Genomic DNA, 22040 nt, shown 5'->3' on the forward strand with positions numbered 1-22040 from the left:
CGTCAGCGTGGTCGCGATACCGAGGCCTCGCTCGGCGTCAGCATCCAGACGCGATGGATCGCGCCGGAAGCATCGGGCAGATAGACGACTTCGACGGGGTCCTGAATCTGTATCGGCAGGACCAGCAGGTTCTGCCGATTACGAAACTGCGCCGTCGGGGCGAGTGGCCATTGCTGGCCACTGATGGTCAGGAAACCGTCTCCGGTCGGTGGCTGCAAGACTCCCTGCCTGGCCTCTTCAGGCAGTGCGCGCGCCATGGCCATCGGTTCATGCAGCACCTGCGTGTCAGGGGAGGGCGTCAGTGCGGCTTCGACGATGGAGCTGAGAATGCTGTACAGGAGTGTTGTGGGGAGATCCATCGGCCCATTATAGACAAGCCGGCGCCCCGCTGTCAGCCCATCTTGCGCAAAGCTTCGCTGCGCAGGCATGGCTGGGCGCCCTTGCAGTACAATCATGTTTTACCCTAGTTACAATCTTTGAGAAAGGACGTCGCTGTGCTGGAATCCTATCGTGCCCACGTTGCCGAACGCGCTGCGCTCGGCATTCCGCCGCTGCCGCTGACTGCCAGGCAGACCGAGGAACTCATCGGACTGTTGAAGAACCCGCCACAGGGCGAAGAAGCGACTCTCGTCGAGCTGATTACCTATCGCGTGCCGGCCGGTGTCGATGATGCTGCCAAGGTCAAGGCCGAATTCCTGGCACGGGTCGCCAAGGGGGCAGAGTCCTGCGCGCTGATCTCGGCGGAAAAGGCCACCGAACTGCTCGGCACGATGCTGGGTGGCTACAACGTCAAGCCGCTGATCGACCTGCTCTCCGCTCCCACCGGAACGATCGCCGCCGCAGCCCTCAAGAAGACGCTGCTGGTCTTCGATTTCTTCCATGATGTCAAGGAACTTGCCGACCAGGGTAATCCGAATGCCCGATCCGTGCTGCAGAGCTGGGCCGACGCCGAGTGGTTCACCTCGCGTCCCGAAGTGCCGGCTGCGCAGAAGCTCACCGTTTTCAAGGTCACCGGCGAAACCAACACCGACGATCTTTCACCGGCGCCAGACGCCTGGTCGCGTCCCGACATTCCGCTGCATGCGCTGGCGATGCTCAAGAACCCGCGTCCCGGGATCAACCCCGACAAGGCCGGTGAGCGTGGTCCGATCAAGCAGCTCGAAGAACTCGGCAGGAAGGGCAACCTGATCGCCTATGTCGGCGACGTCGTTGGCACCGGTTCGTCGCGCAAGTCGGCGACCAATTCGGTGCTGTGGTTCACCGGCGAAGACATTCCCTACGTTCCGAACAAGCGTTTCGGTGGCGTCTGCCTGGGCTCGAAGATCGCGCCGATCTTCTTCAACACCATGGAAGACGCGGGTGCGCTGCCGGTCGAAATCGACGTCGGCCAGATGGACATGGGCGACGAGATCGAACTCAGGATCGACGCCGCCACCTCGAAGGTCACCGCCTTGAAGAACGGTGCCGTGATCGCCGAATCACTACTGAAGACGCCGGTGATCCTCGACGAAGTGCGCGCCGGTGGCCGCATTCCGCTGATCATCGGGCGCGGCCTGACGATGCGTGCGCGTGCAGCGCTCGGCCTGCCGGCATCGACATTGTTCTGCCTGCCGCAGAATCCGGCCGATCCGGGCAAGGGCTACTCGCTGGCGCAGAAGATGGTTGGACGTGCCTGCGGTCTGCCCGAAGGCAAGGGCGTGCTGCCCGGCACCTACTGCGAACCGCGGATGACCACCGTCGGCTCGCAGGACACGACGGGTCCGATGACCCGCGATGAATTGAAGGATCTGGCCTGCCTCGGCTTTTCGGCGGACATGGTGATGCAGTCGTTCTGCCACACTGCTGCCTATCCGAAGCTGGTCGATGTCAAGATGCACCGCGAGCTGCCGAGCTTCATCAGCACGCGTGGCGGCGTTGCCCTGCGTCCGGGCGACGGCGTCATCCACTCCTGGCTCAATCGCCTGCTGCTGCCCGACACCGTCGGCACCGGCGGCGATTCGCACACGCGTTTCCCGATCGGCATCTCGTTCCCGGCCGGTTCGGGCCTGGTTGCTTTTGCCGCCGCCACCGGCGTGATGCCGCTCGACATGCCGGAATCGGTGCTGGTGCGCTTCAAGGGCTCGCTCGCCGAAGCCGGTCAGCGCGGCGTGACGCTGCGTGACCTGGTCAATGCGATTCCCTACTACGCGATCCAGGCCGGTCTCCTGACGGTCGAGAAGAAAGGCAAGAAGAACATCTTCTCGGGCCGCATCCTGGAAATCGAAGGGCTGCCGGATCTCAAGGTCGAGCAGGCCTTCGAGCTCTCCGACGCCGCCGCCGAGCGTTCGGCCGCGGCCTGCGCGGTGGCGCTGAACAAGGAACCGATCATCGAATACATGCGCTCGAACATCACGCTGATGAAGTGGATGATCGCCAACGGCTACTCGGATGCGCGCACCCTCGGTCGCCGGATCAAGGCGATGGAGGCGTGGATCGCCAATCCCGAACTGCTCAAGGCCGACGCCGACGCGCAGTACGCGGCGGTGATCGAGATCGACCTGGCCGAGGTCACCGAGCCGCTGGTCGCCTGTCCGAACGATCCGGACGACGTCAAGCTGCTCTCCGCGGTCTCCGGCACCCGGATCGACGAAGTCTTCATCGGTTCGTGCATGACCAACATCGGTCACTTCCGCGCCGCCGGCAAGGTCCTCGAAGGCCGGACCGACATCCCGACGCGGCTGTGGATCGCGCCGCCGACCAAGATGGACGCGATGATCCTCAACGAGGAAGGCTATTACGCGATTCTCGGCAAGTCCGGCGCGCGCATGGAAATGCCCGGCTGTTCGCTGTGCATGGGCAACCAGGCGCAGATCAGGAAAGGCAGTACCGCGATGTCGACCTCGACGCGCAACTTCCCGAACCGTCTCGGCATCGACACCAACGTCTTCCTGGGATCAGCCGAACTCGCCGCCGTCTGCGCGCTGATGGGCCGGATCCCGACGCCGGCCGAGTATCTCGAGCAGGTGCAGACGGTCAACGCCAAGGCCGCCGATGTCTATCGCTACATGAACTTCGATCAGATCAAGGAGTTCAGTGATGTGGCGGAGACGGTGACGGTGTAAGCTTTACCTGGCGTTGCGCGTGCCCGCACAACGGCCTGCCGGGCTTTGCCTGCGCAGGCCGTTGTTTATTGGGCGAGAATGCCAGGAGATTGGATACTCGGCCGGAGATGCCATTCTTGCAGTGGAACTATTGAAAAGAGGAGAGCGTTATGGATTGGGAACAAGTCTGCGCTGATCCGTCACTCAAAGACTTACCCTATAAAATCGAATTGAATGAATGGAGCCAAATTGTGATGAGTCCTGCTAGTATCAGGCATGTGATTCTTCAAGACTATATTTCCAGCTTGCTCAAATCACTTTTAAACAAGGGTAGAGTGTTACAAGAGTTTCCGGTGGCAACCTCTGAAAATATCAAGGCCCCTGATGTTGTTTGGATTTCTGATGAACTGTTGGCGCAAGTTAGAGATGAAACAGCTAGCCCTACGGCGCCAGAACTCTGTATTGAAGTCATGTCTCCTGGCAACACGAAAAAACAACAGTTACACAAGAAGGAATTGTATCTAGAGGCGGGAGCCAAAGAGGTCTGGATCTGTAGTGAAGAGGGGAATGTCGAGTTTTATGATCAATCCGGAATATTGGAAAAGTCCAAAATTACTCCTGGGTTCCCTGATTGGATCAAGCCTAACTAGGCGCCCCAGCGGACCGATCCGAAGTAACCTATGCTGCTGCCGGGATGGAGGGAAGCGGGGGGTGCAAACCCGTACGGGCAGTACGGATGACGGGACCGAGATATTGCCAGACAGAGACGCCGAGACGGCGGCTGCTTTCGATGACGCTGGCCAGGAGAGCAAAGGCGCGGGATCCTGCTTCCTTCGGAACGGGTTCCGTGGCTGAGGGTGCGCGACAGGCATGGCGAAGCACGCGTGTGCGGTACAATCGCACGCCATGCAGCACTTCAAAACGATTCCCGGACTGACTCACGGCGATTCTGAACCGCCGGAACGTCACTCCGGGCGGACGGTCCCGTCCTTCTCGTTGCGCTCAGGCCTTCGGGTTGAGGATGACCCCGGCCAGGGCAGGAAGCACATGCTGCGCAAGATCCATACGTTCGACGGCGAAGAGCACCTGCGACAGGAGAGAGTCGCGAATGGAAGAAAACGGCGCCCTGATCGGCGCAGAGATTTGAGAGTGATCTGTCAGTGAGGAAAAATTCGACGCCAGACCTGTTTGGTGACCTGCTCGACGCGCCAGCGGCACCGCCAGCCGTACCGCCGCCGTCGGCAGTGCTGCCGTCTGGCGACGACGACGACAGCATCCTGCTGCACGATTCGGCAGCGCGCGACTATCTGGAGTATGCGATCGCGGTGGTCAAGGGTCGCGCCCTGCCGGATGTCAAGGACGGGCTGAAACCGGTGCAGCGCCGCGTCCTCTTCGCAATGCGCGAACTCGGATTGTCGGCGACCGCCAAACCGGTCAAGTCGGCGCGCGTTGTCGGTGACGTGATCGGCAAGTATCACCCGCACGGCGACACCTCGGCGTACGACGCGATGGTGCGGGTGGCGCAGCCGTTCATGCTGCGCTACCCGCTGGTCGATGGCCAGGGCAATTTCGGATCGCGTGACGGCGACAACGCCGCGGCGATGCGCTACACCGAAGCGCGCCTGACGCTGATCGCCGAGCTGCTGCTTGGCGAGCTCGGCGAAGGCACGGTCGATTTCCAGCCGAACTACGATGGCTCCTTCGATGAACCGGCATTCCTGCCGGCCAGGCTACCTTTCCTGCTGCTCAACGGCGCTTCGGGAATCGCCGTCGGCATGGCCACCGAAATGCCTTCGCACAATCTGCGCGAAGTCGCCGCAGCGGTGATCCACAAGATCGAGCACCCGGCCGCCGGCGTCGGCGAACTGATGGTGCACCTCCCAGGACCAGACTATCCTGGTGGCGGCCAGATCATCTCGTCGGCAAGCGACATCGCCGCCGCCTACAGCAGCGGTCGTGGCAGCCTGCGCGTGCGTGCGCGCTACGAGATTGAGGAGATGGCGCGCGGCGCCTGGCAGGTGGTTTTCAAGGAGTTGCCACCGGGCGTTTCCTCGGCCAAGGTGCTTTCCGAGGTCGGGGCCCTGCTCAATCCGCAGCCGAAACCGGGCAAGAAGGTGATCGAACAGGCGGCGGCACAGCTCAAGGCGCTGATGGCATCGCAGCTCGACCGGGCGCGCGACGAGTCGGGCAAGGACGACGACGTGCGTCTGGTTTTCGAGCCGAGCAGCGCACGCATCGACCGCAACGAGTTCGTGGCGCTACTGCTGGCGCATACCAGCCTTGAAACCTCGGCGCCGATCAACCTGGTGGCGGTCGGTATCGACGGCCGACCGTGCCAGAAATCGCTCGCCGACCTGATCGGCGAGTGGTGTAGCTTCCGCATCCGGACCGTGCATCGGCGTACCGAGTTCCGCCTGCAGAAGGCCGACGACCGCATCCACATTCTCGAAGGCCGGCACATCGTCTTCCTCAACATCGACGAAGTGATCCGCATCATTCGCGAATCCGACGATCCGAAAAGGGCGTTGATCGCGCGCTTCACGCTCTCGGACCGGCAGGCCGAAGACATCCTGGAAATCCGCCTGCGTCAGTTGGCCCGACTCGAGGGAATCCGCATCGCGCAGGAACTCGCGAAGCTGCGTGGTGAACGCGAAGGCCTGGTCAAACTGCTCGGCAGCGACACGCTGCTGCGCCGGCAGGTGATTCGCGAAATCCGGGCTGATGCCGAGAAGCATGGCGATGCCCGCCGGACGATCCTCCTCGCGGCGGCCACCGCTTCGCGCTCGGAGGTCGCGGCCGTCGCCGATGAGCCGGTGACCGTGATCATCTCCGAGAAGGGCTGGGCGCGTGTCCGGCAGGGGCACAACCTCGACCTCTCGGGCGTCGTCTTCAAGGACGGCGATCGCGCCGGTTCGGCGCAGGAATGCCGCTCGGTGGACTCGCTGGTGATTTTGTCGACCGAAGGGCGTGCATTCACCCTGGCGGTCGCCAGTCTTCCCGACGGTCGCGGCATGGGCGCACCGCTGTCGTCGTTCGTCGAACTCGGTACCGGGAAGATCGCGCATGTGCTCACCGGGCTTGCGGGCGACGAACTGCTGCTCGCCAAGACTTCCGGCTACGGCTTCATCTGTACCTACGCCGACCTCTTGTCGCGTCAGAAGGCCGGCAAGGCCTTCCTGAGCGTCGAAGAGGGGGCGACCATCCTGCCGCCGGTGAGGCTTGCCGGCAAGGATCATCTGGCGGCCTTGTCCGAAGATGGCCGCCTGCTGGTTTTCCCGCTCGAACAGATGAAGCGCCTGTCGGCCGGCAAGGGCGTGCAGATCATCGGCCTGCACGACAACGAATCCTTGCGCGCGGTCGTCGCCACCCAGGGCGACCGGGTGACGATCAAGGGGATGTTCCGGAACCGCATCAAGACCCTGCTTTCGGAAGATCGGCATCTCGGTCAGCGTGCGCGGCGCGGTTCGCCGGTAGGGCAACTCGGCAATGTGACGCTGGCCGCATCTCCGGAGTGATGGTGGGCGAGCATTTGTAGCTGGGTTAGCCCATCGGGCGTCACCGACATCGGGTAACGGAAAACGTCGGCTTACGCTACCCCAACCCCAACCCCAACCCAACCTGTGTGCCTTGCCGTAAAGGAGAGAGAAATTGATCATTCGCAATCGTTGGATGCCGGGTCGACAGGCTGTTGTCTGGGGCCTGCTTGCCTTCTGGAGTGCGCCGGTGCTGGCCGAGCAGGTCGCTTGTGTGACCACCGAGTGGAAACTGGTCGGTGCCAATCACCGGGTCTGCGTCGAGAGTTTTCCTGATCCGAAAGTGCCGGGCGTGACCTGTCATGTCAGCCAGGCGAGAACCGGCGGCATCAGCGGTTCGTTTGGCCTCGCGCAGGACCCGTCGCAGTTCTCGCTGGCGTGCCGGCAGACCGGACCGATTACGCTGCCCGCGAAGCTGCCGAAAGAGGCGACGGTGTTTGCCGAAGACACTTCGATTCTGTTCAAGGAGACACGCGTCGTCAGGATGTGGGACGAAGCCCACAAGACCCTGGTCTACCTCGCGATCAGTCGCAAGCTGATCGACGGCGCGCCGGCGAACAGTATCTCGACGGTGCCGGTGATGCCCTGGGGGGAACGCTGACGGTGCGTCCGGATCGCCTGCAAAAGCCGTGCTGCTGTAAGATCACCCGTCGATCTGCCGTAGAGCAGGTGTTTCCACCGAGCATTCCGCTGCGCCGGCCGGCGCTGACGGGAAGGAGAGAAAGCCCATGGTTCCACGCCTCATGACTGCCTTCAGCGGGCCCCTGCTGGAAATTGAACGGCGTTTCCTCGACGCCATGCCGGAGATCGAGCGCTGGTTGCGCGGGCAGTGGCAGGAGCATACGCCGCCTTTTTATGGCTCGGTCGACCTGCGCAACGCAGGTTTCAAGCTGGCGCCGGTGGACATGAACCTGTTTCCCGGGGGCTTCAACAATCTCGACGTCACCTTCCTGCCGCTCTGCGTGCAGGCGGCGATGGCGGCGATCGACCGGATCTGCCCCGACGCCAGGCGGCTGCTGCTGATTCCCGAGAAGCACACGCGCAACCTCTTTTATTTGCAGAACGTCGCACAGCTCGCGGCGATCCTGCGCCTGACCGGCCTCGACGTGCGCCTCGGCTCGTGGTCGCCGGAGATCGACAAGCCGACGCCGGTGCTGCTTCCCGACGGCAGCTCGCTGCTTCTCGAACCGCTGCTGCGCAGTCGCTCCCGGCTGGGACTCGAAGGCTTCGACCCCTGTGCCATCCTGCTCAACAACGATCTCTCGGCGGGTATCCCGCGGATTCTGCAAAACCTCGACGGGCAGTTCGTTCTGCCGCCGCTGCATGCGGGTTGGGCTTTGCGCCGCAAGTCGAACCACTTTGCAGCCTACGATGAAGTGGCGGAAAACTTCTCCAGGCTGGTCGGGATTGACCCGTGGCGGATCAACCCCTACTTTTCGGTCTGCAGCAGCGTCAATTTTCATGAGCGACAAGGTGAGGACTGCCTGGCTGCCAATGTCGATGCCGTGCTCGGTCTGATCCGCGAGAAATACCAGCAATACGGGATCGAAGAAACTCCTTACGTGGTCGTCAAGGCCGACGCCGGCACCTATGGCATGGGGGTGATGACGGTCAAGGATGCAGCCCAGGTGACCGGCCTCAACCGCAGGCAGCGCAACAAGATGTCGGTGATCAAGGAAGGTCTGGCGGTGTCGCAGGTGATCATCCAGGAAGGAGTGCATTCCTATGAGCGGGTCGGCAGCGGCAGCGACGAAGGCGTCGCCGAACCGGTGGTATACATGATCGACCGCTTTGTCGTGGGTGGCTTTTACCGTGTCCATAGCGGGCGCGGCAAGGATGAGAATCTCAACGCGCCGGGCATGCACTTCGAGCCGCTGGCCTTCGAGACCAGTTGCTCGCTGCCCGACCATGGCCAGAATCCCGATGCTGCACCGAACCGCTTTTACGTCTACGGTGTGGTTGCCCGCCTGGCGCAGCTCGCGGCCTCGCTCGAACTCGAACGTACGGCACCGATTGAGGAGCAAGTGGCATGCGCATAGCATTCATCGTCGACCCCCTGCGGTCGCTGAAGGCCTACAAGGATACCAGTATCGCGATGATGCGCGCTGCCCAGGCGGCAGGGCACGCAGTGTGGACGATCCAGCAGGAGGCCATTCACTGGTCGCCGCTGCACGGCGTCTGCGCTGCTGCGGTGCATCTGGAAATGCTTGCCGACGATCATGACTGGTTTGCCGAGGTCGACCGTCACGTCGTCGCCTTGCGTGATTTCCGCGCCGTCGTGATGCGCAAGGATCCCCCCTTCGACATGGAATACGTGACCACCACCTGGTTGCTTGAAGGTGCAGAAGCCGAAGGGGCGCGCGTTTTCAACCGGCCGCGCGCCCTGCGCGACCATTCCGAGAAGTTGTCGATCGCCGAGTTCGCGCACTTTTCGGCGCCGACGCTGGTGGCGCGCGACGCGGCAGTGATCCACGCGTTCATCGACTACGAACACGACACGATTCTCAAACCGCTCGACGGAATGGGCGGAACCCAGATTTTCCGCGTTCGTCATGACGACCCGAACCGCAATGTGATCGTCGAAACGCTGACCCGTGACGGCGCGCGCACGATCATGGCGCAACGCTACATCCCCGAGATCGTCGATGGCGACAAGCGCATCCTGATCGTTGGCGGTGAAGTGGTTCCCTATTGCCTGGCGCGCATTCCCAAGGCCGGCGAAACCCGCGGCAACCTGGCCGCCGGCGGTACCGGCGTGGCCCGCGAACTGAGCGCTCGCGATCGGGAAATCGCCAGCACGCTGGCGCCGGTGCTGGCCGCCCGCGGCCTGCTGCTGGTCGGCCTCGACGTGATCGGCGACTGGTTGACGGAGATCAACGTCACCAGCCCGACGTGCATGGTCGAAATCGCCGAGCAGACCGGTTTCGACGCCGCCGCCATGTTCATTGCCGCGCTCGATCGCCAGTGCCTTGCCGCCGCCCCCTAGCCATCCTGGTCCGCTTGCTCGCACTGCTTCTCGCCAGCGTCCTGGCGGCCTGTGAGCGGGCGCCCCTGCATCATCAGGAAGCCTTTGTTTTCGGAACCCGCGTCGAAGTGCTGATCGCCGGCCTCGACGAAGCGGCAGCGCGTCCGGCAGCGGCGGCCGTGCTGCGCGAGTTCGATCGCCTGCATCGCACCTACCATGCCTGGAAACCGTCCGAGCTGAGCGCGCTGAACGCGGCCATCACGGCCGGCAGGCGGCAGCCGGTGACGCCGGAAATGGCAGGACTGATTGCCGAAGCGCAGCGCCTGACGCGCCTTGGCGAAGGGCTTTTCGACCCGGGAATCGGCGGTCTGATCGGCCTCTGGGGTTTCCAGTCCGACGAATTGCCGGCCACGCTACCCGATCCGTTGGCCCGAGCTGCCTGGCGGGCAGCCCGGCCAAGCATTCTCGATCTGCGGATCGAGGGCGCTTACGCCAGCAGCGACAAGCGCGAAGTGGCCCTCGATTTCGGCGGCTATCTCAAGGGCGTTGCGCTCGACCGCGCGGCGGCCATTCTCCAGGCACAGGGGGTGCTCAATGCATTGATCAACATCGGCGGCAATGTCATGGCGCTGGGGAGCAAGAATGGGCAGCGCTGGCGCGTCGGCATCCAGCATCCGCGCCAGCCCGGGCCGCTGGCGACGATCGAACTGGCCAACGGTGAGGCGATCGGTACCTCGGGCGACTATCAGCGCTTCTTCGAGATCGACGGTCGCCGTTACTGTCATCTGCTCGACCCGCGCAGTGCGCAGCCGGCGTTGCATACGCAGTCGCTGAGCGTCCTGATCTCGCCGCGCGCGGGGGCCGGAACGCTCAGCGACGTTGCTTCCAAGCCGCTATTCATCGCCGGTAGCGATTGGCCGCGTCTGGCGCGTGCGTTGCAGGTGGAGCAGGTGCTGCGGGTCGACGCACAAGGCCAGGTGCAGGTCAGCAGTGCCCTGCACGGTCGGCTCGAGTACGTCGGCGGTCGGCCACGGAAGCTTGAGGTCATCCCTTGATGCGTTCGCCAATGCTGCCGAGCCGCGCGGAATCGCTTAGAATGACGGATTGTCGTACGGGGTGGGCGCGATGATCGGTATTCTCCTGATAACGCATGGTTCGTTTGGTGAAAGCCTGATTCAGAACATTTGCCACGTGCTCAACAAACGTCCGCCTCTGATCGCACAGCTTGGCGTGGCAGCTCAGGACGATCCGCTGGACATCCTGCCGCTGGCGCGGCTGTTGCTGAAGGAAGTCGACCGCGGCGAAGGTGTTCTGGTGATGACCGATGTTTTCGGTGCGACCCCCGGCAACCTGGCGCTCAAGCTGCTTGAGCCGGGTCATGTCGAGGGAGTTGCCGGTCTCAGTCTGCCGATGCTGCTGCGCGCGCTGACCTATCGCGAGAAGGGGATGGAAACCATGTTGCAGAAGGCGATCAGCGGGGCTCATGATGGCGTACTGAAGCTGCCGCCGCCTGCCTAGAATCACAGGAGTTTTCGATGGTACGTGCTGAAACTGCAATCATCAACAAGCTGGGCCTGCATGCCCGTGCTTCGGCCAAGCTGACGCAACTTGCCAGCCGCTTTGCCAGCGACGTCTGGATGGAGAAAGGGGCGCGCCGCATCAACGCCAAGAGCATCATGGGTGTGATGATGCTGGCCGCCGGCATGGGGTCAACGGTGGTCGTCGAGACCGATGGCGTGGACGAAGAGGCGGCGAACGAGGCCATCCTCGGATTGATCGCGGGAAGGTTTGGCGAGGCGGAGTGAGCGCATCATGAGTTTTACCCTGCATGGTCTGGCGGTTTCCGGGGGCATCGCGATCGGGCAGGCACATCTGATGTCGCACGCGACCCTCGAGGTCTCGCATCTGGTCATCTCGCCACGCCTGGTAGACAAGGAGGTGGCCCGCTTCGAGGCAGCGCTGCTGCGCGTGCGCGAGGAATTTGCGACCCTGAAGGGGCGCTTGCAGCATACTTCGGCCGAGTTCGGCGCGTTCATCGACCTGCATTCGATGATCCTTGCCGATCCCGAACTGGCGGAAGTTCCCAAGCAGCTGATTCGCGAGCGTCGCTGCAATGCCGAATGGGCGCTGGTGCAGCAGATGGAGATCCTGGTTGCCCAGTTCGAAAGTTTTGACGACCCGTACCTGCGCGAGCGCAGCTACGACGTGCGCCAGGTCGTCGAGCGGGTGATCAAGGAACTGGTCGGCCAGCCGGGCCGGATGTCCTTGAGAACCGGCAAGGGCATCAAGGAAGAGAATCTGATCGTCGTCGCGCACGATCTCTCGCCAGCAGACGTGATTGCCTACAAGGAACATCATTTCGCGGCTTTTGTCACCGATGTCGGCGGCTCGACTTCGCATACCGCGATTCTCGCGCGCAGCCTGCGCATTCCGGCGGTGCTTGGCCTGCACAACGCCCGGCAACTGATTCATGACGACGAAGTGCTGATCGTCGATGGTACGCGTGGCGTCCTGATCGTCAACCCCGATCCGCGCATCCTTGAGGAGTACCGGCTCAGAAAGAGCCAGATCGAGCTCGAACGGATCAAGCTCAGACGGCTCAAGACGGCGAAGTCGGTGACTCTCGACGGCGTCGACATCGATCTGCAGGCCAACATCGAGTTACCCGGTGACGTGGCTGCCGCGCTTGACGGCGGTGCCGAAGGGATTGGCCTGTTTCGCACCGAGTTCATCTTTCTCGATCGCGGCGACATGCCGACCGAAGACGAGCAGTTCGAGGCCTATCGCACGGTCGTCAAGGGCATGGCCGGCCGGCCGGTCACCATCCGTACCTTCGATCTCGGATCCGACAAGGATCTCCATCCGGAAAAGGCGCAGGGCGAGCGCCTGCAAAGCAATCCGGCGCTCGGGCTGCGTGCGATTCGCCTGTCGCTGGCCGAACCGAAGATGTTCCAGACACAGTTGCGAGCCATCCTGCGCGCTTCTAAGTACGGCAAGACCAAGCTCCTGATCCCGATGCTTTCGCAGGCGCACGAAATCGATCAGACATTGGCCGCGGTCGAGCGGGCCAAGTCGAGTCTGCGCGGCGAACGCATTCCCTTCGATGAGACGATCCAGGTCGGAGCGATGATCGAGATACCGGCCGCCGCGCTGGCCGTCGGCCTGTTTCTGAGGCGCATGCATTTTCTGTCGATCGGCACCAACGATCTGATCCAGTACACCCTGGCCATCGATCGCAGCGACGAAGAGGTCGCACCGCTCTATGACCCCCTGCATCCGGCCGTGTTGATGCTGTTGGCGCACACCATGGCGAGTGCCGAAAAGATGTTTATCCCGGTTTCAATCTGCGGCGAACTTGCCGGTGACCCGACTCTGACCAGGCTGCTGCTGGGGATGGGGCTGCGCCAGTTCTCGATGCATCCGGCACAGATCCTCTCGGTCAAGCAGAAGATCATGCAGAGCAACTGCGCCGAACTGGTGCCGATCGTTCGCCGCCTGTTGCGTCATGAGGAACCGGCGAAGATTCGCGAGCAACTGGAGAAGCTCAACAGTTGCGTCTGAATTCATTTTTTCCTGCCACCCAACCGATCACGATGTCACCTGAGAATTCAGTCGGAGTTGTTGCGCCGCAGCGCGCGCAATTCAACGAGCCGCTGCGGCTGCAGAGCGGTGCCGGGTTGCCGGGTTTCGAACTGGTTTTCGAAACCTATGGCACGCTCAACGCCGATCACACCAACGCCGTGCTGGTTTGCCATGCGCTCTCCGGTAGCCACCATGTCGCCGGTCACTATCCCGACGATCCGGAGAACATCGGTTGGTGGGATAACCTTGTCGGTCCCGGCAAACCGCTCGACACCAGAAAATTCTTCGTGGTCGGGGTCAACAACCTGGGTGGTTGCTACGGGTCTACCGGACCATTGTCGATCAATCCGGAAAGCGGCAAGCGCTACGGCGCCGATTTTCCGCTGGTGACGGTCGAGGACTGGGTCGCGGCGCAGGCTCGCCTGGCCGACCATCTGGGCGTGCACACCTGGGCTGCGGTGATTGGCGGCAGCCTCGGCGGCATGCAGGCGCTCGAATGGTCGCTGCAATTTCCCGATCGTATCCGCCATGCCATGGTGATTGCTTCGGCGCCCAAACTATCGGCGCAGAACATTGCCTTCAACGAAGTGGCGCGGCAGGCCATCCTCTCCGATCCGGATTTTCATGGAGGTTACTACGCCGATCATGGTGTCGTCCCGACCAGGGGCCTGCGACTGGCGAGAATGGTCGGCCACATCACCTATCTGTCGGATACACAGATGGCCGAGAAATTCGGTCGTCAGTTGCGCCATGGCGAGCACAAGTTCAGTTATGACGTCGATTTCGAGATCGAGTCCTATCTGCGCTATCAGGGCAACAAGTTTGCCGGTTTCTTCGACGCCAACACCTATCTGATGATGACCAAGGCGCTCGACTACTTCGATCCCGCCTATGACTACGAGGGCAATCTGGCCGCTGCGCTGGCGCGCGCCAAGGCCAGCTTCTTTGTCGCCAGTTTTTCGACCGACTGGCGTTTCGCACCGGCGCGTTCGCGTGAGATCGTCTTTGCGCTGCTGCACAATCGCCGGCGCGTCGTTTACGCGGAGATCGACTGCGGTGCCGGGCATGACTCGTTTCTGCTCGACGACCCCCACTATCACGCGCTGCTGCGTGCCTATCTGGAGAACATCGCCGTATGACCGAACATGAGCGGAGAGTCCGGGCCGAACAGCGGGAGCGCTTCGACTTTGCGGTGATCGCCAACTGGATTCCGCCTGGCGAGCGCGTTCTCGACCTGGGGTGCGGTGACGGCAGATTGCTGCGCTACCTGAACGAAACTCGGGGTGTCAGTGGCTACGGCGTCGAAATCGACCACGAAAGCGTCCTCGGCTGTATCCGCAACGGGGTTGACGTGATCCAGATGGACATCGAGTGTGGACTTTCCGGTTTTGAGGACGACTCCTTCGAGCACGTGATCATCTCACAGGCGCTGCAGACGATGCGCGCCACCGAGCGCATCCTGACCGAGATGCTGCGCGTTGCGGCAGAAGCGGTGGTCAGCTTCCCCAATTTTGCCTACCGTGCCAACCGGGCAGCGATCAGCGAGGGGCATATGCCGGTTTCCGAAGACCTGCCCTATGACTGGTTCGATACCCCGAACGTGCGTTTTTTCACAATTGTTGACTTCGAGGATTTGTGTCGCCGGCTCGACATCGAGATTCGCGAACGTCTGGCTTTCGACGAAGCCGGACGCGAGGTCTGCGAAGATCCCAATCTCAACGGCAGTCTCGCCTTCTATCGCCTCGGACGAAGATCCTGATGCCTGCCTGGCTACGCCTGCTGCTGACCAGGCGGATGCTGATCTGCGTATTTACCGGTTTCAGCTCGGGTTTGCCGCTGTACCTGCTGCTCAATCTGCTGCCGGCGTGGTTGCGCAGCGAAGGCGTGGATCTCAGGACCATCGGTCTGTTCGCCTTGATCCAGTTTCCCTACACCTGGAAATTCATCTGGGCGCCACTGCTGGATCGTTATCGCCTGCCCCTGGGTCGCCGGCGCGGCTGGATGCTGTTCTCGCAGCTCGGCTTGCTGCTGTCGATTGGTCTGCTTGGAGGATTCTCGCCGTCGGGCAATCTGACGCCGGTGATCTGGCTGTCGGTGATGCTGGCTTTCCTGTCGGCGACACAGGATGTCGCGCTCGATGCGTTCCGGCGTGAAATCCTCAGCGATCAGGAACTGGGACTGGGCAATTCGGTGCATGTCAATGCCTACCGGATTGCCGGGCTGGTGCCGGGATCGCTGTCGCTGATTCTCGCCGACCTGTTGCCCTGGGGGCAGGTGTTCTGGATCACCGCGGCCTTCCTGTTGCCGGGGATGGTGATGGTCTTGCTGGTCAGCGAACCGGCCGTGGTCGGGGCGCCGAAAACCTTGCGCCAGGCAGTGGTCGAACCGTTTCATGAGTTCATCGGTCGCCAGGGCTGGCGGGGCGCGCTGCTGGTGCTCGGCTTCATTTTTCTTTACAAGCTCGGCGATTCACTGGCGACGGCCCTGGCAACGCCGTTTTATCTGGATCTGGGCTTCAGCAAGACCGATGTCGGCGTGATTGCCAAGCATGCCGGACTCTGGCCGGCGGTGTTCGGCGGTCTGCTGGGTGGCTTGTGGATGGTGCGTCTGGGGATCAACCGCGCACTGTGGCTGTTCGGTCTGGTTCAGATGGTGACCATTCTCGGTTTCGCCTGGCTGGCCTGGCGTGGTGTACAGGCACCTGTCGACACGCTTGACCGAGCCGCGCTGGCCGCCGTGATTGCCGCCGAGTGCCTGGGCGTTGGCCTGGGTACCGCCGCTTTCGTTGCCTTTATCGCGCGTGCCACCAATCCGGCCTTCACGGCGACCCAGTTTGCGCTGTTTACCAGCCTGGCTGCCGTTCCCCGAACCTTCATCAACGCGACGGCGGGGGCGCTGGTCGAGTCGCTGGGCTGGGTCAGCTTCTTCATCCTCTGTTTTCTGCTTGCCGCGCCAGGCATGTTGTTGCTGCTGAAGGTTGCACCATGGAACGAACTTCACCCATCGCCGCGACGCTGATCGCTGCCGCTCGGCAGTTGTCCGAGAGCCTCTCGACGCTGACCTTCTCGCCGCCGGTCAGCCACGTCTACAATCCGTTGAGTTATGCCTGGTCAGCACACGAGTTATACCTGCGTCGCTATGGCGCAAGCACTCGCCGGGTGGTCTTTCTGGGAATGAATCCGGGTCCTTTCGGGATGGTGCAATGCGGCGTGCCTTTCGGTGAAGTCGCCGCAGTGCGCGACTGGTTGGGAATCGAGGTCGCAGTGCCAAAACCGGCCGTCGAGAATCCCCGGAGACCGATCGAAGGCTTTGCCTGCACACGCTCCGAGGTCAGCGGGCGGCGTCTGTGGGGATTGTTCCGCGAGCGCTTCGGTTCTGCCGACGCTTTTTTTGCCGAGCACTTCGTCGCCAACTATTGCCCGCTGGCCTTTTTCGATCTGGCTCGCAATCTGACCCCCGACAAACTGCCGGCAACTGAAGCGGCCGCGCTACGGGTGGCTTGCGATGCGCACCTGAAGACGCTGGTCTCTGTCTTGCAGCCCGAATGGGTGATCGGCGTCGGTGCTTTCGCCGAAACGCGGGCAGCCGGAGCACTGGCCGGGATGAAGGTCAGAACCGGCCGCGTGCTGCATCCGAGTCCGGCGAGCCCGCTGGCAAATCAGGGTTGGGCGGCAGCGGCGACCAGGCAATTGGTCGAGCTGGGTATCTGGGCGTGACCGGAAGACTCTTCAGATGGCCGGGGAGGGGAGGGCATACAAGGGGAAGGATGTGATTCCCGGATTCGACTTGCGCGGCAAAGGATGGTCAGGGTCAGGCCAAGATCCCGATCTGTTTGCGCAGCATGCGCCAGGTGCGCCAGACGAAAAAGAACCGCCGGCTCCAGCGCCAGACACGGCGTGGTTGCAGCACGACCAGCACGGCGACGCCGATGGCGACTATTTCCGGGTGTTGTTTGACGCAATCACTGCCCTGGCGAATGCTGGCAATGGCACGGCCGGCGGTGGCCAGGCCTGCGCCCAGCGGTTGCAGTTGCTGGCCAAGGAGCTGGCGCTGGCTGCTGATGCGTTCGATCAGTCTGCCGCGCTCGACGGCAACGTCAATCAGATCCTGGTTCATTGCTGGCAGCGCCTTTCAGCTGGCGAAGATCCTCTGCAAGTTCGGCAACGCTGGCCGCGAAGGGTTGGTGGCTGGTGCGCAGCGACCGTCGCAGAGCCGTGTAGGCAAACCCTCCGCTGGCCAGGGCAATGACGGTGAAGGCACTCAGCAGAAGCACTCGGTTTTCCCAGAACGCGATGACCAGCAAAGAGATTGCCAGGATCGTGCCGACCATCAGGGAAAACGCCAGCACTTGCGACAGCAGCAGGACACGGACGGCGCGCAGCTTTTCTTCCTTGAGGTCATTGCCAAGGAGTTCGAGGCGCGTGCGTCCGATGGCCAGCAGTGTGGCAGCACCGTTCCTGGTGGCTGCCAACAGGCCGCCTGCGCTGCCCGGCGTTTCGCTCATTGCTGTCAGACGGCTGTGGCTGATTATCGACGACCGATGATCACCCCGAGCAGCAGACCGACGGCCGCGGCGACGCCGACAGCACGCCAGGGATTTTCGTGCACAAAGTCGTCGGTGGCACGTGCCGCGGCCTTGGTGCGGTCGACCAGTGCCGCTTCGGCATCTGCCAGGCGGAGCTTGGCATCGCGCAGCCGCTCGCCGATGCGTTCGCGCAGATCGCCCATTTTGTCGCCGGCAACGCCCGCCGTGGCGCGCAGGATTTCTTCTGCGTCAGCAACGACGACCTTCATGTCGGAGACGAGTTTTTGTTTGCTGGCGGAGGAAAGATCGGTAACTTCGGACATGATGAACCTCACAGGGGATGATGACAGAAAGAGCGAGGATGCCAAGGCAAACCTCAAAGAAGTTCTCAGATTATAGAAATCACTCGCGGAGAGCAATGCATAAAAGTTGTTGCGCTGCGTCAGGGCTTCCGTTCCGGGCAGATGCGAACTCATTCTCGCCCATCGGTCTACAGTGAATAGTCGTAATCGATGGTCAATGGCGCGTGGTCGCTGAACCGTTGTTCCTTGTAGACCGATGCGCTGCGGGCCTTGCCGGTGATCTCGGCTGTCGCCAGTTGATAGTCGAGTCGCCAACCGACGTTCTTTGCCCAGGCCTGACCACGATTCGACCACCAGGTGTAAGACTCGCCTGTGCTGTCGGGATGCAGGCTGCGGTATACGTCGCACCAGCCGCCTTCGTCGAGCAATCGGCTTACCCAGGCACGCTCTTCGGGCAGAAATCCGGAGTTCTTGCGGTTGCCTCGCCAGTTCTGGAGGTCGATTTCCTGATGGGCGATATTCCAGTCGCCACCGACGATGATGTCGCGCCCGCTCGACGCCAGTTCGACGAGATGTGGATAGATCAAGGCCATGAATCGGAATTTGGCCGCCTGCCGTTGCTCGGAACTGGAACCTGAGGGCTGATAAAGCGAGATGACCGAGAGATTCCCGAAATCAGCACGCAGATAGCGCCCTTCGCGGTCAAACTCGTCGCTTCCCAGTTTGTCGAATAGCCGTTCCGGCCGATGGCGGCACCACAGGCCGACGCCGCTGTAGCCCTTTTTCTCGGCGCAGCGATAGTAGGCATGGAAACCCTCGGGGGCTTGCATGGCTTCGCAGAGATCCGCCTCATGTGCCTTGATCTCCTGCAGGCAGATGATATCCGCATTGTGGGTCCTGGCCCAGGGGAGAAACCCCTTTCGCCATGCCGAGCGAATACCGTTGAGATTCAACGTAATGATGCGTAACATAGAGGGCAGATGCCGGGAACGGCTTTCATCCGAAATTGATTTATTTGTTTATGGACTCTCGTCAGGAATTCATCGAGTTTGCCGTTGCTCAGGAGGTGCTGCGTTTTGGCAGCTTCACGACCAAGGCGGGACGGCTTTCACCCTACTTTTTCAACGCCGGCCTGTTCAACAACGGCGCGGCGCTGGGCCGTCTGGCGGAATTCTACGCTCAGGCGATCATCGCCAGTGGGATCGTCGTCGACGGCCTGTTCGGGCCGGCGTACAAAGGCATCCCGCTGGTGGCCGCGGTCGCCGTTGCCCTGGCGCGGACAGGGCGCAACCTGCCGTTCTCGTTCAATCGCAAGGAAGCCAAGGAGCACGGCGAAGGCGGCAGCATTGTTGGTGCGCCATTGGCCGGTCGCGTGCTGATCATCGACGACGTGATCAGCGCCGGCACTTCGATTCGCGAATCGGTGGCGCTGATCTGTGCTGCCGGTGCGTCACCCTGCGGTGTGGTCATCGCTCTTGATCGCATGGAGCGCGGCAGCGGTGAATGGTCGGCGGTGCAGGAAGTCGAGCAGAATTATGGTATTCCGGTGCTGGCCGTCGCCAATCTAGACGATCTGCTGGGCTTTCTTCGGGAGCATCCGGATTTCACACAGCACGAGGTTGCGGTGGCGCATTACAGACAGGCATACGGCCTTGCGCGCGACAGTTAATTGCGCTCTCCTGCTGCTGGCGTTGACGGGCGGAGATGCGGGCTTCGCAGCCGCTTCGATCTTCTGTTGCACGGATGAACAGGGCAGGCCGGTGTGTGGCGACGTTCTGCCGCCGGCCTGTTATGCGCGTTCCTATCGCGAGTTGGGTACTTCCGGCCGGGCACGGACTGTCGAGGCGCCACTGACTGCCGAGCAGCGAGCTCAGCGTGCCGCCGAGGAAAAACGGCGCAGCGAGCAGGAACGGGCGCTCAAGGAGCAGCGGCGCAAGGATCAGGCCTTGCTTAATACCTATGGCAGTGAGAAAGATATCGAAGTCATGCGTAACCGCGCCGAGCGGGACCTGAATGCAGCGATTCAGGCGGCGCAGGACAGAATCACGGAGATCCGCAGGCTGCGCAAGAAATTCGAGGATGAGGCCGAGTTTTACAGGAACCGGCCGTTGCCGGCAGACGTGGCCAAGGGCCTGCGCGATGCCGATCAAGAGATCAAGGCACAGGAGTCGGTCATCGAGTCCAAGAAAAAGGATCAGGAGGGTATCCGGCAGAAGTACGACGAGGATCTGCGTCGCTTCGTCGAACTCTCGAAGCGGCCATCGGCGCGGCCCTGAGGGAGGGTGACCGTTAGCCGAGTTTCTTGCGCAGCAGGTCGCTGACGCGCTGTGGGTTGGCCTGGCCTCGCGTCGCTTTCATGACCTGACCGATCAGTGCGTTGAAGGCCTTTTCCTTGCCGGCCCGAAACTCGGCAACCATCGCCGGGTTGGCGGCAAGCAGTTCGTCAAGCAGCATTTCCAGAGAGCTGCTGTCGCTGATCTGCTGCAGGCCCTGCCTGGCGATGATCTCGTCAGCCGAACTGCCTTCGCCGTTCCACAGGAAATCAAAAACCTTCCTGGCGATATTGGTCGAGATCGTGCCGTCGCCAATGCGGGCGATCAAGCCGCCGAGTTGTTCTGCCGAGACCGGCGATTCGCCGATTTCGCGGTCTTCCTTGTTGAGGCGGGCGGCCAGGTCGACCATGACCCAGTTGGCGCAGCTTTTGGCGTTTGCCTGGCCGGCTGTGGCCACGGTGGCTTCGTAGTAGCCGACCAGTTCAAGCGAACTGGTCAGGACCCTGGCGTCATAGGCGGAAAGCCCGTAGTCGGCAATCAGGCGTTCGCGTTTGGCGGTTGGCAACTCGGGCAGTTGTGCACGAATCTGCTCGACCCATGAGCGATCGATAGCCAGCGGCAGCAGATCCGGATCGGGGAAGTATCGGTAATCGTGGGCATCTTCCTTCGAACGCATGGCGCGTGTTTCACCGCTGACCGGATCGAACAGGACCGTCGCCTGCTCGATGCTGCCGCCATCCTCAAGGGTGGCGATCTGCCACTGCACCTCGTAATCGATGGCCTGTTGCATGAAGCGGAAGGAGTTCAGGTTCTTGATTTCCCGGCGAGTACCGAAATGCGGCTGGCCGACGGGGCGTACCGAGACGTTGGCATCACAACGGAAGGAACCCTCCTGCATGTTGCCATCACAGATGCCGATCCAGCGCACGAGCGCGTGCAAGGCCCGGGCATAGGCGACCGCTTCGGCGGAAGAACGCATGTCGGGTTCGGTGACGATTTCCAGCAAGGGCGTTCCGGCACGGTTGAGATCAATTCCCGAGCACTCCCGGAAATGCGGCCCCAATCCTTCATGCAGGGACTTGCCGGCATCCTCCTCAAGGTGGGCGCGGGTCAGGGAAACCGTCTTTTCGCTTTCGCCGACCTGAATGGCCAGCTGGCCGCCCAGCACCACCGGCCACTCGTATTGGCTGATCTGATACCCCTTGGGGAGATCCGGATAGAAGTAGTTCTTGCGTGCAAAGACCGAGTGCCGGGCAATTTCGGCACCGACCGCGAGGCCAAAGCGGATCGCGCAGACTACAGCGCCCTTGTTCAGCACCGGCAGGACGCCGGGCAGGGCGATGTCGACCGCGTTCGCCTGGACGTTGGGGGCGGAGCCAAAGGCAGTCGAACTGCCCGAGAAAATTTTGGCCTGGGTAGACAACTGCGCGTGCGTTTCGATACCAATGACGACTTCCCACTGTTTCATCACTGCTTACTCTTTCTTCAAGAAGCGTCGGCGAAGTGCCGGCCGGTACTGGCCGGAAGAGGCACGCCGACGGCATGTGCAGACTGCCGTGCCTCAGTCAAATCCGTCTGGCCGCTGCAAATGCCAGGCGTTTGCCTGCTGATAGCGGTGGGCAATGTTGAGCAGCCGGGCCTCGGCGAAATAGTTCCCGATCAGTTGCAGGCCGGCCGGCAAGCCGCCGGCAAAACCGCAGGGAATTGAAATTCCGGGCAGGCCGGCGAGGTTGACGGCAATCGTATAGATGTCCGACAGGTACATCTGCACCGGATCGGC

The 22040-nt window shown here is 62.1% G+C and carries 23 protein-coding genes; 16 read left to right on the forward strand and 7 right to left on the reverse strand.

Translation table 11 applies throughout. The features are described 5' to 3' along the window. Positions 1-2 precede the first annotated feature (2 nt). The gene (locus CAPSK01_RS00560; protein ID WP_273702805.1) at positions 3-359 is read right to left on the reverse strand and encodes a hypothetical protein; all 357 of its coding nucleotides are present in this window, start codon (positions 357-359) and stop codon (positions 3-5) included. A 135-nt stretch (positions 360-494) separates the two neighbouring features. Between CAPSK01_RS00560 and CAPSK01_RS00565 the strand changes: the two genes are divergently transcribed. From CAPSK01_RS00565 to CAPSK01_RS00635, 14 genes are all read left to right on the forward strand, one after another. Beyond that, positions 495-3101 (forward strand): bifunctional aconitate hydratase 2/2-methylisocitrate dehydratase, encoded by a 2607-nt coding sequence (locus tag CAPSK01_RS00565; protein WP_034920920.1) that lies wholly within the window; start codon positions 495-497, stop codon positions 3099-3101. Positions 3102-3250: 149 nt separating this feature from the next. After that, on the forward strand, positions 3251-3730 hold the full coding sequence (locus CAPSK01_RS00570; RefSeq protein WP_034920922.1) for a Uma2 family endonuclease: 480 nt from the start codon (positions 3251-3253) through the stop codon (positions 3728-3730). 510 nt (positions 3731-4240) lie between these two features. Further along, positions 4241-6595, forward strand: coding sequence for a DNA topoisomerase IV subunit A (gene parC / locus CAPSK01_RS00580; protein WP_034920926.1), 2355 nt, complete (start codon positions 4241-4243; stop codon positions 6593-6595). A 154-nt stretch (positions 6596-6749) separates the two neighbouring features. Next, positions 6750-7214 carry a CreA family protein gene (locus CAPSK01_RS00585; RefSeq protein WP_034921069.1) on the forward strand — a complete coding sequence of 155 codons (465 nt, stop codon included), beginning with the start codon at positions 6750-6752 and terminating at the stop codon, positions 7212-7214. A gap of 127 nt (positions 7215-7341) precedes the next feature. Continuing rightward, positions 7342-8652 (forward strand): glutamate--cysteine ligase, encoded by a 1311-nt coding sequence (gene gshA, locus CAPSK01_RS00590; RefSeq protein WP_034920929.1) that lies wholly within the window; start codon positions 7342-7344, stop codon positions 8650-8652. Then, entirely contained in the window at positions 8643-9599 is a 957-nt protein-coding gene (gene gshB, locus CAPSK01_RS00595; protein ID WP_034920932.1) for a glutathione synthase, read from the forward strand. Before gshA ends, gshB begins: the two co-directional genes overlap by 10 nt. Positions 9600-9622: 23 nt before the next feature. Further along, positions 9623-10633, forward strand: coding sequence for an FAD:protein FMN transferase (locus CAPSK01_RS00600; RefSeq protein WP_034921072.1), 1011 nt, complete (start codon positions 9623-9625; stop codon positions 10631-10633). A 70-nt stretch (positions 10634-10703) separates the two neighbouring features. Then, positions 10704-11096, forward strand: a complete 393-nt coding sequence (locus CAPSK01_RS00605) for a PTS fructose transporter subunit IIA (protein ID WP_034921075.1) — start codon at positions 10704-10706, stop codon at positions 11094-11096. A 17-nt stretch (positions 11097-11113) separates the two neighbouring features. Further along, positions 11114-11383, forward strand: coding sequence for an HPr family phosphocarrier protein (locus CAPSK01_RS00610; protein WP_034920935.1), 270 nt, complete (start codon positions 11114-11116; stop codon positions 11381-11383). A gap of 7 nt (positions 11384-11390) precedes the next feature. Then, the gene (ptsP, locus tag CAPSK01_RS00615; RefSeq protein ID WP_034920937.1) at positions 11391-13139 is read left to right on the forward strand and encodes a phosphoenolpyruvate--protein phosphotransferase; all 1749 of its coding nucleotides are present in this window, start codon (positions 11391-11393) and stop codon (positions 13137-13139) included. 32 nt (positions 13140-13171) lie between these two features. After that, positions 13172-14299 carry a homoserine O-acetyltransferase gene (locus tag CAPSK01_RS00620; RefSeq protein ID WP_034921078.1) on the forward strand — a complete coding sequence of 376 codons (1128 nt, stop codon included), beginning with the start codon at positions 13172-13174 and terminating at the stop codon, positions 14297-14299. After that, the gene (gene metW / locus CAPSK01_RS00625; protein ID WP_273702806.1) at positions 14296-14919 is read left to right on the forward strand and encodes a methionine biosynthesis protein MetW; all 624 of its coding nucleotides are present in this window, start codon (positions 14296-14298) and stop codon (positions 14917-14919) included. The genes CAPSK01_RS00620 and metW overlap by 4 nt, the downstream gene beginning before the upstream one ends. Next, positions 14919-16178 (forward strand): AmpG family muropeptide MFS transporter, encoded by a 1260-nt coding sequence (locus tag CAPSK01_RS00630; RefSeq protein WP_034920940.1) that lies wholly within the window; start codon positions 14919-14921, stop codon positions 16176-16178. The genes metW and CAPSK01_RS00630 overlap by 1 nt, the downstream gene beginning before the upstream one ends. Continuing rightward, positions 16145-16876 carry a uracil-DNA glycosylase family protein gene (locus tag CAPSK01_RS00635; RefSeq protein WP_034920943.1) on the forward strand — a complete coding sequence of 244 codons (732 nt, stop codon included), beginning with the start codon at positions 16145-16147 and terminating at the stop codon, positions 16874-16876. Before CAPSK01_RS00630 ends, CAPSK01_RS00635 begins: the two co-directional genes overlap by 34 nt. Before the next feature lie 94 nt (positions 16877-16970). Here the strand turns inward: CAPSK01_RS00635 and CAPSK01_RS00640 are convergent, their stop codons facing one another. The 4 genes from CAPSK01_RS00640 to CAPSK01_RS00655 form a co-directional block, all read right to left on the reverse strand. Then, on the reverse strand, positions 16971-17276 hold the full coding sequence (locus tag CAPSK01_RS00640) for a YqjK family protein (RefSeq protein ID WP_034920946.1): 306 nt from the start codon (positions 17274-17276) through the stop codon (positions 16971-16973). Continuing rightward, positions 17257-17664, reverse strand: a complete 408-nt coding sequence (locus CAPSK01_RS00645; RefSeq protein ID WP_034920948.1) for a phage holin family protein — start codon at positions 17662-17664, stop codon at positions 17257-17259. The genes CAPSK01_RS00640 and CAPSK01_RS00645 overlap by 20 nt, the downstream gene beginning before the upstream one ends. 23 nt (positions 17665-17687) lie before the next feature. Next, the gene (locus CAPSK01_RS00650; RefSeq protein WP_034910923.1) at positions 17688-18008 is read right to left on the reverse strand and encodes a DUF883 family protein; all 321 of its coding nucleotides are present in this window, start codon (positions 18006-18008) and stop codon (positions 17688-17690) included. Positions 18009-18175: 167 nt separating this feature from the next. Then, a complete protein-coding gene (locus tag CAPSK01_RS00655; RefSeq protein WP_034920951.1) occupies positions 18176-18958 on the reverse strand; it encodes an exodeoxyribonuclease III in 783 nt (260 codons plus the stop codon). A 50-nt stretch (positions 18959-19008) separates the two neighbouring features. Here CAPSK01_RS00655 and pyrE point away from each other — a divergent pair, with 50 nt between their 5' ends. Both pyrE and CAPSK01_RS00665 read left to right on the forward strand, forming a co-directional pair. Next, positions 19009-19656 carry an orotate phosphoribosyltransferase gene (gene pyrE / locus CAPSK01_RS00660; RefSeq protein WP_034920953.1) on the forward strand — a complete coding sequence of 216 codons (648 nt, stop codon included), beginning with the start codon at positions 19009-19011 and terminating at the stop codon, positions 19654-19656. Continuing rightward, the gene (locus CAPSK01_RS00665; RefSeq protein ID WP_273702807.1) at positions 19640-20263 is read left to right on the forward strand and encodes a hypothetical protein; all 624 of its coding nucleotides are present in this window, start codon (positions 19640-19642) and stop codon (positions 20261-20263) included. The genes pyrE and CAPSK01_RS00665 overlap by 17 nt, the downstream gene beginning before the upstream one ends. A gap of 13 nt (positions 20264-20276) precedes the next feature. On the opposite strand, the gene gatB is transcribed toward CAPSK01_RS00665, so the two are convergent. Beyond that, the gene (gene gatB / locus CAPSK01_RS00670; protein WP_034920956.1) at positions 20277-21728 is read right to left on the reverse strand and encodes an Asp-tRNA(Asn)/Glu-tRNA(Gln) amidotransferase subunit GatB; all 1452 of its coding nucleotides are present in this window, start codon (positions 21726-21728) and stop codon (positions 20277-20279) included. Positions 21729-21821: 93 nt separating this feature from the next. After that, positions 21822-22040 (reverse strand): amidase family protein (locus tag CAPSK01_RS21295; RefSeq protein WP_273702808.1); only part of this gene is annotated, 219 nt, incomplete at its 5' end.

It is taken from the genome of Candidatus Accumulibacter vicinus, assembly GCF_000584955.1.
In the GTDB taxonomy this organism is placed as follows: Bacteria; Pseudomonadota; Gammaproteobacteria; order Burkholderiales; family Rhodocyclaceae; genus Accumulibacter; species Accumulibacter vicinus.